The organism is Rhodocaloribacter litoris (assembly GCF_011682235.2).
Taxonomy (GTDB): Bacteria; Bacteroidota; Rhodothermia; order Rhodothermales; family ISCAR-4553; genus Rhodocaloribacter; species Rhodocaloribacter litoris.
The window spans coordinates 1,360,027-1,374,756 of sequence record NZ_CP076718.1 but is presented as its reverse complement, the minus strand read 5'-3'; the positions used below and the strand labels follow the sequence as shown (position 1 = coordinate 1,374,756).

The window sequence follows — 14,730 nt, the reverse complement described above, 5'->3', positions numbered from 1 at the left end:
CCATGACGTATCCATCCGCGCGACCCACGATGATCCGGTGGTGGCCGGCGCTGCTCCTGCTGCTGGCGCTGCCGGCCACGGCCCATGCCCAGGGCGTCATCGACCGCAACCACGTGCCCAGCAAGGAGCGCGTCGACCCGAACGAGCGCCGCTGCGACATCGTCGACGGCAACAACCTGGCCGCCGCCATCACCAACTGGAACCAGACGGCCCAGTGTGAGGGCGGCGGGCCCGACCTGCCCGACAACGTCTTCTACGAGTGGCCCAAGAACACCAACCGCATCTACGTGGCCCTCTCCCAGCTCTGGGTCGGCGCCGAGGTGACCGATCGCAACGGCCAGACGATCTGGATCGTGGACGTCTCCGACTTCCGCTCCGATCCCGTCACGAGCGAATCCTGGACGTTCGAGCCCATCAAGGGGTACGTGCAGCCCGGCGGCCGCGAGCTCGGCATCGCCCAGTCCGACGAACCCTCCTCCTGGCCCGACTTCTGGCCCGACAAGCTCTCCGACACGCAGGATCCCGGCTGGCGCGGCTCCTGGAACGGCTTCTTTGGAAAGGATGTCTTCAACGCCGATCAGGAATTCTTCTACAAGGCGGGCGATGACAACTACAACCGCTATCCGAATTACTTCCCCGACTCGACCGACCTGACGCGCAAGGGCCTCGGCCTCATCGTCGAGACGCGCGTGATGGCCTGGACGCAGATCCTCATCGACGACGCCATCTTCCTGCTCTATGCCGTCAAGAACGACGGCACCGAGGACCTGAAGAAGGTGGGCATGACGATGTGGCTGGCCGACCTCGTCGGCGGGGACAGCCAGGACGACATCCCCTTCTTCGACGTCCTCGAAGACGTGGCCTTCATGACCGACGCCGACGGCATCGGCACCGAGCCCTTCGGCTCCGACCGCGTCGGGGAGGCCGCCATCGCGTTCCTGGAGACGCCCGGCAACGCCGTCGACCGCATCGACAACGACGGCGACGGCTCGACGGCGGACGATTGCACGCCGGCCGTGGGCGAGTGCAACAGCCCCGTCATCTCGCAGGACATGCTCGCCGGGGAGGATCCCACCAACGGCATCGATGACAACGGCAACGGCCTCATCGACGAGAACGCCAGCCACATCCCGTTCTCGGGCGAACTGGGCTCCAGCGCCGGCGTCGGCTATGCGGACTTCATCGACAACGACGCCGACGGCGAGCAGGGCGGGCCGGTCGTCACGCAGGAGATGATCGCTGCGGCCACGCCGGACGTCTGGCGCCGCTGGCCGCCGAACCCCGGCAACGACGCGATCTCGCGGCGGGCCGACGGCTCGCCCATCGTACACCTGGTCATGGTGGGGGAGGAGGACCTGGGCCTGCCTTTCAAGGACGGGATCGATAACGACGACTCGTGTGTGACCCCGACGGCGAACTATCCCTACCTGAGTGAACCCGGCTCGCCCGTCATCACACAGGAGATCGTCGATGCGGCTGCCGCCGACCCGTACCGCCGCTACCGCGTGCCCGGCACGGACATCGTCCTCTACGACGTCGGCCCCGAGGACCTGGGCAAGTGCTACGCCGACGGCCTCGACAACGACGGGGACGGCGCCGTGGACGAGGGCATCGACGAGGGCATCGACGAGATGATCGACGAGAGCCGCGCCGACGGCATCGACAACGACGGCGACTGGAACCCGCTGCAGGACGACAGCGGCCTCGACGGCGTCCCCTTCACCGGCGACCCCGGCGACCAGGACGGGGTGCCCACCAGCGGCGCCGGCACCGGCTTCCCCGGCGAGCGCAACATCGACGTGACCGACGTCGCCGAGTCCGACCAGATCGGCATCACCAACGCCCAGATCTTCCCCGCCGGCTCGCTCAACTTCAACACCCGGTCGGACCGTTTCCTCTTCTTCACCTATATGGTGCCGGGATCGATCACCACCCAGAGACCTCCGCCCGGTGAGAACGACCTGGCCGTCTCCAGCGGCCTCTTTCCCCTGAGGGCCGGGCAGACCGAACGCTTCTCCCTTTCGATTCAGATCAACTCGGACCGGGAGTCGGTGCTGGCCGTGCGGGACAATGCCCTCAACGCCTACCTGGAGGACTACCAGTTCGCCCAGGCCCCCATCACGCCGACGGTCCGCGCTGTGCCGGGCGACGGCCGCGTGACGCTCTACTGGGACAGCGCCGCCGAGGAGTCCTTCGACCAGTTCCTGGCCGGGCTCGGCCTGGAGGCCCGCGACTTCGAGGGCTACCGCGTCTACCGGTCCACCGACCCGGCCTTCCTCGACGCCCTCCAGATCACCGACGGGCGCGGCAACCTGATCTTCCGCAAGCCCATCGCCCAGTTCGATCTCATCAACGAACACGCAGGCTTCCACCCGGTCGACGTCAACGGCGTCAAGTTCTACCTGGGCGACAACCGCCGCGACCCCGGCGAGGACGCCAACGGCCTCACCCACGTCTTCGTGGACACGACCGTCACGAACGGCATCGAATACTTCTATGCCGTGACGGCCTACGACTTCGGCGCGCCCAACGCCAACATCTCGCCGACCGAGTCGCCCATCCGTATCCAGCGCCTGGCCGACGGCTCCATCCGTACCGGCCCGAACGTGGTGCGTGTCAGGCCGACGGCGCCCGTGGCCGGTTTTCAGGGGGCCGACATCGTGGACCTGCAGCGCGTGCGGGGCTCCACCAGCAGCCGCATCGGCTACGAGATCATCGACCCGACGGTGATCCAGGACGGCCGGCGCTATCGCATCACGTTCGAGGACACCCTCATCGCCGGGCGGAGCAACACGCCGGACACGCTCACGACGAAGAACTTCACGCTCACCGATGCCGAGACGGGCGAGGTCATCCTGAACCGCTCGACGGCCTTCAAGGATACGGAGGAGTTCCCCGTGCTCGACGACCAGGGCCGCCCCATCGGCTTCCGCCTGCTGTTCTTCCTGGAGAAGTTCATCACGCTGAACACGACCGAGTCCGGGTGGAACGACCCGTCGATCTATCCGATCGCGCTCGACCCGTTCCAGTCGGCGGCGCTGGGGATCAAGGGGCTGCGCAACCCGGCGGACTACCGGGTGCGGATCGTGGCGCCGGGCACGACGATGTCCGAGCCGATGCAGGTGACGCGCCGCACCTCGCTGCCGGCACGGCCCACGAACGTGGAGGTGGTGCGCCTGGAGCCGGACGGCACCGAGGTGCCCGTCAAGTTCGCCTTCTGGGACCGCAGCGGCCCGGATTTCACCGGCGCCGAGTCCACCGAGCCGGCCACCTTCAGCGCCGACCCCTCCATCGGCGAGAGCGACATCATCATCCTGATGGAACCCAAGGTGGGCGACCCGAGCGGGCAGGAGGTCATCACGTGGGCCATCTCGCTCAACTTCGTCTTCAGGGACCGCCGCGACCCGCAGCAGGGCGACGAGGCGCGGATCGTCACACGCAAGCCGTTCCTCTCGACCGACGCCTTCGAGTTCACCACGGCAGGGCCGAAGGTGGATGCGGAGAAGGCCCGCGAGCAGCTCAGGAACGTGCGGGTGGTGCCCAACCCGTACGTGGTCACGAACCGGTTCGAGCGGCTCAACCCGTTCACGACGGGGCGCGGCCCGCGGGCGATCAAGTTCATCAACCTGCCGCCGCAGGCCACCGTGCGCATCTTCACCGTCAGCGGCAAGCACCTGCGCACGTTGCGCCGGGAGGAAGGGGTGAACGATCCGCTGGCGCCGGCGGCCCTGCTCGACGGTACCCTCGAATGGGATCTGGAGACAGAGGACGGCCTGACGGTTTCCTACGGCGTCTACCTCTATCACGTCGAAGCACCGGGGATCGGTGAGACGACGGGTACCTTCGCCATCATCAAGTAGCCAGAAACGGCCGGTGCCGACCGGCACCCGGGCTCATTGCAGCTGAATCATGTATACGACGACGTTTCCCTATCGGATTGTGGCAGGTCTGGCCCTGGGGTGGCTGCTGGCTGCGGTGCCGGCACGCGCCCAGTTCGACAACGTCACGCGCGAGGTGACCCGGCGCGGCACGGCGGCGGCCGAATTTCTCAACATTCCGGTGGGGGCGCGGGCCACCGCCATGGGCAGCGCCGTCACCGCCCTGGTCGACGACGCCACGGCCGTCTACTGGAACCCGGCGGGGCTGGGCGGGATGCAGAAGGGGCACCTGGTCGTCGAGTACGCCGAGTGGCTGGCCGGCATCGACTTCAACTTCGTGGCCGTCACGATGCCGACGTCCTTCGGCACGTTCGGCCTGGGCGTCACGTCCATGCGTACGTCCGAGATGGAGGTGACCACCGTGGAGGCGCAGAACGGCACCGGCGAGACGTTCAACGCTGCCTCGTATGCCTTCGCCCTCGCCTATGGCCGGGCCCTCACCGACCGGTTCGCCCTTGGCGGCTCGGTGAAGGTGGTCACTGAGCGGATCGCCGAGTCGAGCGCTAGCGGCGTGGCCTTCGACCTGGGGACGACCTTCGTCACCCCCTTCCGGGGCATCCGCCTGGGCGCCGCCATCACCAACTTCGGCACCAAGATGCGCATCGGCGGGGACGACCTGCTCGTGCGCGTGGACATCGACCCCAACAACCGCGGCAACAACGAGAGCAACCGTGCCCTGCTCAAGACCGACGCCTTCGACCTGCCGCTGGTCATGCGCATCGGTCTGGCCGGGGAGGTCTTTCAGGGCGCCGGCTCCCGGTTGACGCTCTCGGCGGAGGCCATCAACCCGAACAACAGCGAGCAGTACGTCAACCTCGGCGCGGAACTGGGGCTGCTCGGCGACCTGCTCCTGCTGCGCGGCGGCTACAGCGAGCTGTTCCTGCCGGAGAACGTCCGCTCCTTCACCCTCGGCGCCGGCCTGCGATACGCCTTCGGCCCGCTCGACTTTGCCGCCGACTATGCCTACGAACAACAGGAGTTTTTCGACGGCGTCAACCGCTTCACCCTGGCGATGCGGTTCTGAGACGCCCCGGGAGGGGGATTGCGGATTGCAGGTTGCAAATTGCAGATTTCAGATTGGGGAGCCAGCCCCTTTGGCCTTCCTCCAATGTGCAATTTTCAATCTTCCAATCTTCAATCCTCCAATCTTCAATCCCGAACACCTGGCGCATGAGGGAGAGCGGGGCGTTGCGCCGCGCCCGTAACCTGGAACAACCGATTACCTGAACCAACCCACAGGAGGGGACCCATGCGAACCGCTACACTACTCCGGCACGGTCTGATGATGCTCGCCGTCATCGCCGTCTTTGCCGGACCGGCCCTCGCGCAGCGCACCGTGACGCTGCAACTCAACACCGCCACGTTGCCGGACACCGTCGACGCCATGGACGAGATCCAGGTCCGTGGTGCCATCGACGGCACGGGCGGCGTCACCCTGCCCGACGGCAACGTCATCGACTGGAACGACAACACCACGCTCAAGCCGGCCAACATCGGCGGCGACTACTGGCAGATCTCGTTCCAGATCCCGGACAATTCGGAGCTGAAGTTCAAATTCTACAGCCAGTTGGCCGAGGATCACCTCATCGGCGGCTGGGAGGATGGGAGTTCAAACACGGATAGTGACGGGAATCATATCATCGAAGCTGGCACCGGCGACGTTGAACTGCCATTGCACTTCTTCGTGAAGGGTGAACGGCAGCCCTATGACTGGCGGCCCTACGAGATGAAGGAGGACTCCATCGCCGTCTGGTTCCGCGTCTACATGAACACCGAGAGCGCCATCGCGGTCGGCTACGACCCCGCCACCTCCGAGATCGCCGTGCGGGGCGATGGTCTGGGCGGTCTCTCACAGCTCGACTGGGGCACCAACAACGTTGTGCTGACCCAGGAGAGCACCGACGACACGAAGCCGGGGTATCACCTCTTCTCGGGCGTGGCCTACTACCCGACGGCGGCCGCCGGCATGACGCAGCCCTATAAATTCATCGTCGGCGCCGACGGCTGGGAGTCCGGCATCGATAACCGCACCTTCACCGTACCCACCAGCGACACCACGCTCCACTGGGTCTACTTCGACAACTCGAAGCCGGTAGTCGGAGAGGTGGTGACCCACAACGTCATCTTCTCGGTGGACCTGACGCCGCTCGAGGAGATCGGCATTTTCAGCCGTGCCCGCGGGGATACGCTCCAGGTGCGCGGGGACTTCAACGGCTGGGGATGCAGCAACCCTGACCTGTGCCTGCTCCAGCGCATCGAGGAAAACTTCTTCGAAGGCATCATGCCGCTGACGCTGGTGCCGGGCACCGAAGTGTCATACAAGTACTTCATCGACTTCAACAACGAGCCGTTCATCCAGGAGTTCGGTAAAGAGCCGCCGGACGGGTGGGAAGAACCCATCACCACGACCGGCTCCGACCGGGTCTTTGTCTTTGCTTCCGGTACCGCTGACCAGTTCCTCGGGGACCAGCGCTTCAACGACATCTTCGAGGGCAACATCATTCCGGAGGGCAACGACATCGCCCTCACCTTCTCGGTGGACATGACGCCGGCGCTGAGCAACAATGCCGATCCGTTCGACCCGGCCGGCGGCGACTCGGTCTTCGTCACCTTCGGCGACCCGATCTGGCGCTTCACGCAGGATCTGGCGGATACGGACCGCCGTACGCTGCTGACGGACGCCGACGGTGACGGTATCTATACCGGCACGATCACGATCAGCGGGCCGACCTACAGCGGCATCCAGTACCAGTACACCTACGGTCAGGGGAACGAGCTGTTCACCGAGCCTGGACAGGGGCTGGGTTCGGAGCCGGGGCGCCGTCGCACGCGCTTCATCGTGCCCAACGGCGACGGCACCTGGCCTTCGGCGTGGGCCTTCCCGCAGGAGACGTTCGAGCCGGCGCAGACGGCGCTGCCATTCGAGCGGAACCCGGCGCTCGTGACCGGCATCGAGACGGTCGAGGGCGAGGTGCCCACGCGCATCAGCCTGGGCCAGAACTTCCCGAACCCCTTCAACCCGCGGACGACGTTCGAGTACACGATCGACCGGACGATGGACGTGAAGGTGCGGGTCTATGACGTGCTCGGCCGCGTGGTGGCGACGCTCGTCGACGGCGTGCAGCCGGCGGCGACGTACCGCGTCACCTTCGATGCGGGCGACCTGGCCAGCGGTCTCTACCTCTACCGGCTCGAGACGCCGAACCAGGTGATCACGCGCCGGATGGTGCTGCTCAAGTGAGGCGGCACCCGCGCCGATGACGCCCGGGGCCGGCGGCTTCTTTCCGTGGCCGCCGGCCCCGCGGCGTTTGGATACCAGGAATTACGTCGTGCAGACCGGTGCGGCAGCAGGATGCCCCCTCCGCCGCGTAGCCGCCAGCGCCGGGGGCTACCCCTCCGTCGCTTCGCGACACCTCCCCTTCGCATGGTGAGGGGCTTTATAGGCCGCGTCGTGCCGGCACGAACCCTTCCCCCTGGCCGAAAGCCGCACAGGGGGACGTACCCCGAAGGGGGGATGGGGGTCGCCCGCTCCCTGGCCGGGGGGTGTTACGACGCGTAAGGAGAGCAACGTGGCGGCTTCGCCGTTTACCGCATAGCATCAGTTCGGCAATCAATTTTTCATGTACAAAAACCAGAAAACATATAGAAGAGGCCATGGTGTTGATGCCAGGGCTGGTAAGAAGGATGTGGCCTGTTTTCACCGTGTAGCCGCGGGCTTCAGCCCGGGCGTACCGGCAAGCCACGGAGCGCACCCCTGAAGGGTGCGGCTACATCGCTCTTGGCACGGGCGCCTCAATAACATGGCCTCACGCCATAGCAGAAACCCGGTCTGCCATCTTCCATTTGCAATCTGAAATCCACAATCCCATCTGCCCATGTTCCGCCCTTCCCTTCGTCTCGTGGCTCTGCTGCTTGGCCTGCTTTTCGCCGGCCCGGCGGCCGGGCAATCGATTGACGTCACGTTCCGCTATCTGGACCCCGGGAAGACGGCCGTCCGGGCCTTCGTGCCCGGGTCGTTCAACGGCTGGGGGCAGCCGTACACGCCCGGCACGTCGTCGTGCATCGGCACGGGGCACGCCTCGGCCATGACGTACGACGCCGGCGGGGGCTTCTGGTACCACACGGTCACGCTGCAGGCGGGGCAGGCCTACCAGTACAAGATCCAGGTACATCACAACGAGGCCGGTACCAGTTGCACCTGGCTCTCCGACCCCCTCAACCCGGTGACGGTGGGACCGAACAACGATTCCGAAGTGGTCATCGCCGACCCGATGGTGTTTCAGCCCGCCGGGGAGGTGAATGCCGACGGCCTCATGGCCGCCGTCTCCGCCGGGGTGTTCGGCTCGCAGGCGCTGGCGCAGATCACCTTCGCCGCGGGCGGCGTCGAGCGCACCGACGGCCTCGACTTCTACGACCCGGCTACCGGCGTCTTCCGCTTCGTGCTCGACGTGCCCGTGCGGGCCGGCTCGCGGTTCAAGATCACCGCCACCGACATCGCGGGGCGGACCGTCTCGGCCGAGATCGGGGAGCTGTTCTCCCCCATCGAGTGGGAGACGGAGCCGTTCACCACCGTGAAGGAGCGCTTTCCCGTCCGTGCCTTCCTCACCCGCCTCGACGGCACGGTCGATCCGAACCTGACCGAGGCGACGCTCCTGGTGGACGGCGTCGAGCGGGGCGTCGTGGAGGTGACGGACGGTCTGGTTGAAGTGGAGGTCGATCTGGAGATGGGGGAGAACGTGTTCGTGCTCCGGGCGGAGATCGACGGGCAGGTGCACGAATCCGCACCGCTTGTGCTCACGCGGCGGATCCACCCGCTCGACGCCGCCCTGGCGACGGCTACCGTCTCCGGCGCGGACCGTACCTTCCAGATCGACCTGACGCCGACGGCCCTCGCCTCGGCCGGCCTGACGGCTACGTGGCAGGTCGACGAGCAACTCAGCACAACCGGCCTCGAAGGCCCGCTGAACGTCTCCGGTGACGGCCTCACCGCCACCGGCACCGTCGCCGGGCCGGGCGAGCTGTACGTGGACGTCGCGCTGAGCGACCCCGACGCGGGCGAGGACGCGCTCCGCATGGCCGTCCTCGTCGAGGCCGACGGCACGGCGCGGGCCATGCGCTACGAGGAGAATGCGGCCTGGATCAAAAATGCCGTCGTCTACGAGATCTTCCCGCTGATGTTCGGGCCGGAGGGCTCCGGGACGGTGACGAACCCGGGCAACAAGTTCAACGAGATCCGCGACGAACTCGACTACATCGCCGCGATGGGCTTCAACGCCATCTGGTTCATGCCCATCATGCACAACCAGATCATGAACGGTCTCTCGGGCGGGTACAACATCATCGACTTCTACAACGTCGATCCGAAGCTCGGCACGAACGACGACTTCCGGGCGCTCGTCGAGCGGGCGCACGAGCTGGGCATCCGCATCATCCTGGACCTGACGCCGAACCACGTCTCGCCGGCCCATCCCTGGGTGGAGAGCCTGCGGAAGAACGGGGCCTTCTCCAGCTTCATCCAGACCACCCCGAGCAACCACGACCGCGGCCTCGACGGGCGCGGGCCCAACCTGCCCGAGATCTGGCACGTGGAGGGCGGGCGCAACCTCTACCGCAAGTACGACGGCTTCGGTGACCTGGCCAACCTGAACTGGGACGACGACGACCTGCAGGCCGCCCTGCTCGACGTCATCGCCTACTGGGTGCGGGCGTTCGGCATCGACGGCTGGCGTTTCGACGTCTACTGGGGGCCGTGGCGGCGGTACGGCCCCGAGCGCTTCGGCCGGCCCATCCGCGAGCTGATGAAGCGCCTCCGCCCCGACGCCTGGCTTCTGGGCGAGATCGCCGGCACCGGCTTCGGCACCGAGGTCTACTACGCCGACGACGACCACGGCACGCCCGTCGTGGGCGGCATCGACGCCGGGTACGACTGGAACTTCTACTTCAACGGCATCCGGGGCACCTACGGCGTGCTCTCGACCTACGACGCCCTGGCCCACAACGGCGACTTCTATCCGGGCCCCAACGCCCGCTTCTTCCGCTTCCTGGAGAACCACGACGAGCCGCGCATCGCCAAGCTGTTCGCCGGCGCCCCCGATCGCATCCTCCCGCTGACAGGCTTCCTGCTCACCACCACCGGCGTGCCGATGGTCTACCACGGGCAGGAGGTCGGCTTCGGCAACGTCAGCGGGGACGAGCGGCGTGCGCCGGTCTCGTGGGAGACGCCCGAGAACGGCCGCTTCGGGCGGTACTACCAGCGGCTCATCCACGCCCGCCGGCAGTTTGCCGCCTTCGGCACGCAGGAGCTCGTCACGCTTAACACGACGAACAGCGTCTACGCCTACGTCCGCCCCTACGAGGACGCCAACGCCGTCGTGGCGATCAACTTCTTCGGCACGCCGCGCACGATCACGCTCGACCCCTCGCAGGCCGTCCGCATGAGCCACGACGGGCCGGTGCCGTACTACGACATCTTTGCCGACACGATGGCCGCCACCACGGGCGCCTTCACGGCGACGATCCCGCCCTACGAGACGGTCGTCTATATCACCTCGGAGGACCCCGGCTTCACGGTGCCGGATTTGCCGCCGCTGCCCTTCGGCGCGGTGTACGTGGGTACCGAGGCGGAAGCCGGCCCGGTGCCGGATGCCTTCCGCCTCGAGCCGGCCTACCCCAACCCGTTTGCCCGCACGACGACGATCCGGTACGCGCTGCCCGAGCCCGCGCCCGTGCGCCTGGAGGTCTACGACGTGCTCGGCCGCCGCGTGGCCACCCTGGCCGACGGTTTCCGTCCCGCCGGCACCCACGCCGTCCGCTTCGACGCCGGGGGCCTGCCCAGCGGGACCTACCTCTACCGCCTCCAGGCCGGCGGCCGCGTCGCCACACGCACGCTGGTGCTGGTGCGTTGAACGTCAGGCCGCTACCGGGCGTACACTACGAAACGAACCTCACAGGTTTCAGGCGAGGGGGTATGATCAAAACCATTCCCGGGGCGGAAGGCCCGATCCTCAGGCTCAGTCGTCATCGCTGGACCTATGCCGATCTCCAGGCCATGGGTGAGACGATGGAGCGCTACGAAATCATCGACGGCGTACTGTACATGTCTCCTTCGGCGCATGTGCGTCGCCATCAGCAGGTGGTGACGCATCTCCTGTTCGTGTTGAAAAGCTGGGTGTCTGCTCGAAATCTCGGCGAGGTTTTCACTGCGCCGGCCGACGTGGTGGTGTCGCCCGAGCGGGTCGTGCAGCCCGACGTGTTTTTTATCACCGCCGAACGGATGCACATCGTCGATGCCTATGTGGACGGAGCCCCCGATCTTATCATGGAAGTCGTCTCCCCCTCCAGCGTGGACTACGACCGGGTGACGAAATTTGATCTGTATGAGGAGATCGGAGTGCGTGAATACTGGATCGTCGATCCGCAGGAACGGTGCATCGATGTGTTTTCCCTGAATGAGGGCCGGTATGGTACCGGAAAGCGGTTCGGGCCGGGCGAGGAGGCGGCTTCCGTCCTGTTGCCCGGGTTCACGGTGCTCGTCGACGAGGTCCTGCCATCCGACCGGTAAGTGCGCGTTCTGAAGTGTGCCGCATGGCGCGTTGTGGGTTCCGGGTTGCCGGAGACACTGTGGGGCTTTCGTTTCTCGCCACGAAAAAAAGAAGGCAGGGGGAGAGGGGCCGGCGCTGCCGTCGCAATCTGCAATTTTCAATCTTATATCTTGCCTATGGTGCAGCAGTTCGTGTCAATCGAGGTCTCCGAGGCCGTATTGCAGCAGGAACGCTGCACCCCGTTCTGTGACAGAACCCGAACCGTTGACTGAGCCGGTCCGGGCGCTGCCCCCCGAGCTCGCATGCCCTAAGGCTGGGTCCGTCACGCCTACCCTCTTCACCCTGCATGCTGATTCGTCATGGCCTACTTCGGTATCGACGTCTCGAAAGACGCCCTCGACGTCGCCGACACGGAAGGCTACCTGGCCCGCTTCGCCTACGATGAGGACGGKCKSSRKYMRCKGCTCTTCWYCGCCTACGATGAGGACGGGCTGCACGCTCTGTGTCGGCGCCTGGCTCCGGCCACGCTCATCGTGCTCGAAGCCACCGGAGGGCTCGAGCGCGACGTGGCGGCTCGTCTCGGCACGGCCGGCCTCCCGGTCGCCGTCGTGAACCCGCGCCAGGTGCGCGACTTCGCCCGCGCCACCGGGCGCCTGGCCAAGACCGATCGGATCGATGCCCAGGTGCTGGCGGCCTTTGCCCAGGCCATTCGTCCCGAGGTGCGGCCGCTCTCGCCGGCGCAGCAACAGACGCTGGCCGCCCTGGTGGCTCGCCGGCGCCAGCTCGCCGAGATGATCACCGCCGAGCAGCACCGCCTCCGCCGGGCCAACGCCGTGGTCGTGCCCGACATCACCGCGCACCTGGCCTTCTTGCGGCAGCGCCTCGACGAGACGGACGCGGCCCTGCGCACGGCCATCGAGCAGAGCCCGCTCTGGCGGGCGGGCGACGACCTGCTGCAGAGTCTGCCCGGTATCGGCCCGGTCGTCAGTGCCACGCTGCTGGCCGAGTTGCCGGAGTTGGGTCGCCTGAGCCCGCCGCAGATCGCGGCGCTCGTGGGCGTGGCCCCGCTGAACAACGACAGCGGGCGACGCCGTGGGCGACGCAGGATCTGGGGGGGACGCGCACCGGTACGGTGCGTCTTGTACATGGCCGCCCTGGTGGGCGTGCGTCACAATCCGGTCTTGCGTGCCCATTACGAGCGGCTTCTGGGCCGGGGTAAGACACCCAAGGTAGCCCTGGTGGCTTGTATGCATAAGATGCTTCGGTGGCTCAACGCCATGATGCGGGACGCCCAGCCGTGGAATCCTGCGCTGCACGCCCTCTCTCCTTGACTCTCAAGACCGTTGCTGCAATCTGCAATCCCGATGAAACCCTCGCTGCTCCTTCTCGCCCTGATCCTCGGGCTGGCCGCGTGCCGGACGGAGGCGCCGCCGCCGCCGGCTGCCGACGGCGCCGTGCCGGACTGGGCCGCCGACGCCGTGTGGTACCAGATCTTCCCCGAGCGCTTCGCCAACGGCGACCCGTCGAACGACCCGGTCCGGGCCTCCATCGAGTTCCCCGAGCGGGCGCCGGAGAACTGGCACGTGATGCCGTGGACGGCCGACTGGTACGCCCGCGCCGGCTGGGAGCGGGCGATGGGCGACGACTTCTACGACAGCGTCTTCCACCGGCGCTACGGCGGCGACCTGCAGGGCGTGCTCGACCGCCTCGACTACCTCGACTCGCTCGGCGTGACGGCCCTCTACTTCAATCCCGTCTTCTGGGCTCGCTCCCTCCACAAGTACGACGGCAACACGTACCACCACATCGACCCCTACTTCGGCCCCGACCCGGAAGGTGACCTGGCCCTGATCGCCACGGAGACGAGCGACCCCGCCACCTGGCACTGGACGGCCGCCGACAGCCTCTTCCTCCGCCTCATCCGCGAGGTCCACGCCCGCGGCATGCGCCTCATCATCGACGGCGTCTTCAACCATACCGGCCGCGACTTCTTCGCCTTCGCCGACCTCCGCAAGAACCAGCAAAACTCGCCGTACCGGGACTGGTACATCGTGAAGGCCTTCGACGACCCGGCCACGCCCGAGGATGAGTTCGACTATGAGGGCTGGTGGGGGGTGAAGACGCTCCCCGTCTTTGCCGACAACGCCGAGGGCACCGACCTGGCCCCCGGCCCGAAGCAGTACGTCTTCGACGCCACGGCCCGGTGGATGGACCCCGACGGCGACGGCGACCCGTCCGACGGCATCGACGGGTGGCGCCTCGACGTCGCGAACGAGGTGCCCGTGGGCTTCTGGGCCGACTGGAACGCTTACGTCCGCCGCCTCAACCCGGCGGCCTTCACCGTGAGCGAGGTGTGGGAGGAGGCCGGCGATTTCCTCCGGGAGGGCGGCTTCTCCTCCACGATGAACTACCACGCCTTCGCCATCCCGGTCAAGGGCTTCCTGATCGACGGGACGCTGCCCGCCTCGGAGTTCGCGGCCCTGCTCGACGCCCGCCGCGCCGCCTTCGACCCGGCCCGCCGGTACGCCGTGCAGAACCTGATCGACTCGCACGACACCGAGCGGGTGGCCTCGATGATCGTCAACGCCGGGCGGTACGACGACTACATCAAGCCCGAGTGGTTCGACTACGACCGGGGCGAGCGGGCCTCGCCGCGCGGCGATGCCGGCTACCTCGTCCGCAAGCCGAACGCCCGCGAGCGGGACCTGCAGCGGCTCATCGCGCTCTTCCAGATGACCTACGTGGGCGCCCCGATGGTCTACTACGGCACCGAGGCCGGCATGTGGGGCGCCGACGACCCCGACGACCGCATGCCGATGGTCTGGCCCGAGCTGGCCTACGCGCCGCAGGCCGCCGACCCGCGGGGCCGCCCGCGCACGCCCGACCCCGTCGCCTTCGATGCGGGGCTGTACGACTTCTACCGCGCTGCCATCCACCTGCGGCGCGCGCACCCCTCCCTGCGCCGGGGCGACTTCCGCGTGCTCGCCACCGACGACACCGCGCAGATGCTGGCTTTCGCCCGGACGCTGGAGGACGAGATGCTGGTGGTGGTGCTCAACCGGAGCGACGCGCCGGGGACGATCGACGTGCCCGAAGCGGTCCTGCGCCTCGGCGAGACGGCCTCGCTGGCGCCGGTCTTCGCCACCACCGGCCCGCCCGGCCAGGTCAGCCTGACCCGCGACGGGGTCGTCGCCCGCTTCGAGATCCCCGCCCGCACCGCCGTCGTCTTCCGCCGGAGCGATCGGTAACGG

The 14,730-nt window shown here is 67.2% G+C and carries 6 protein-coding genes and 1 pseudogene; all 7 read left to right on the top strand.

Annotated features, from left to right (window positions below):
- Positions 1-2: 2 nt before the first annotated feature.
- The 7 genes and pseudogenes from GQ464_RS05690 (at position 3) to GQ464_RS05660 (ending at position 14,727) form a co-directional block, all read left to right on the top strand.
- On the top strand, positions 3-3,860 hold the full coding sequence (locus GQ464_RS05690) for a hypothetical protein (protein WP_166980345.1): 3,858 nt from the start codon (positions 3-5) through the stop codon (positions 3,858-3,860).
- A 49-nt stretch (positions 3,861-3,909) separates the two neighbouring features.
- Complete coding sequence (locus GQ464_RS05685) at positions 3,910-4,962, top strand: PorV/PorQ family protein (RefSeq protein WP_166980347.1); 1,053 nt, start codon at positions 3,910-3,912, stop codon at positions 4,960-4,962.
- Positions 4,963-5,187: 225 nt separating this feature from the next.
- Positions 5,188-7,179 (top strand): T9SS type A sorting domain-containing protein, encoded by a 1,992-nt coding sequence (locus tag GQ464_RS05680; protein ID WP_166980349.1) that lies wholly within the window; start codon positions 5,188-5,190, stop codon positions 7,177-7,179.
- A gap of 634 nt (positions 7,180-7,813) precedes the next feature.
- On the top strand, positions 7,814-10,843 hold the full coding sequence (locus tag GQ464_RS05675; protein ID WP_166980351.1) for an alpha-amylase family glycosyl hydrolase: 3,030 nt from the start codon (positions 7,814-7,816) through the stop codon (positions 10,841-10,843).
- 62 nt (positions 10,844-10,905) lie between these two features.
- A complete protein-coding gene (locus GQ464_RS05670; RefSeq protein WP_166980353.1) occupies positions 10,906-11,499 on the top strand; it encodes a Uma2 family endonuclease in 594 nt (197 codons plus the stop codon).
- A gap of 339 nt (positions 11,500-11,838) precedes the next feature.
- A pseudogene (locus tag GQ464_RS05665) lies at positions 11,839-12,810 on the top strand (IS110 family RNA-guided transposase).
- A gap of 33 nt (positions 12,811-12,843) precedes the next feature.
- Complete coding sequence (locus GQ464_RS05660; RefSeq protein WP_166981868.1) at positions 12,844-14,727, top strand: glycoside hydrolase family 13 protein; 1,884 nt, start codon at positions 12,844-12,846, stop codon at positions 14,725-14,727.
- The last annotated feature ends 3 nt before the right edge of the window (positions 14,728-14,730 follow it).

What these genes read in the sequence shown, in the direction of transcription:
- GQ464_RS05675 (WP_166980351.1), top strand. Translation starts at nt 7,814, where the DNA reads ATGTTCCGCCCTTCCCTTCGTCTCGTGGCTCTGCTGCTTGGCCTGCTT.
- GQ464_RS05660 (WP_166981868.1), top strand. Translation starts at nt 12,844, where the DNA reads ATGAAACCCTCGCTGCTCCTTCTCGCCCTGATCCTCGGGCTGGCCGCG.
- GQ464_RS05685 (WP_166980347.1), top strand. Translation starts at nt 3,910, where the DNA reads ATGTATACGACGACGTTTCCCTATCGGATTGTGGCAGGTCTGGCCCTG.
- GQ464_RS05680 (WP_166980349.1), top strand. Translation starts at nt 5,188, where the DNA reads ATGCGAACCGCTACACTACTCCGGCACGGTCTGATGATGCTCGCCGTC.
- GQ464_RS05670 (WP_166980353.1), top strand. Translation starts at nt 10,906, where the DNA reads ATGATCAAAACCATTCCCGGGGCGGAAGGCCCGATCCTCAGGCTCAGT.
- GQ464_RS05690 (WP_166980345.1), top strand. Translation starts at nt 3, where the DNA reads ATGACGTATCCATCCGCGCGACCCACGATGATCCGGTGGTGGCCGGCG.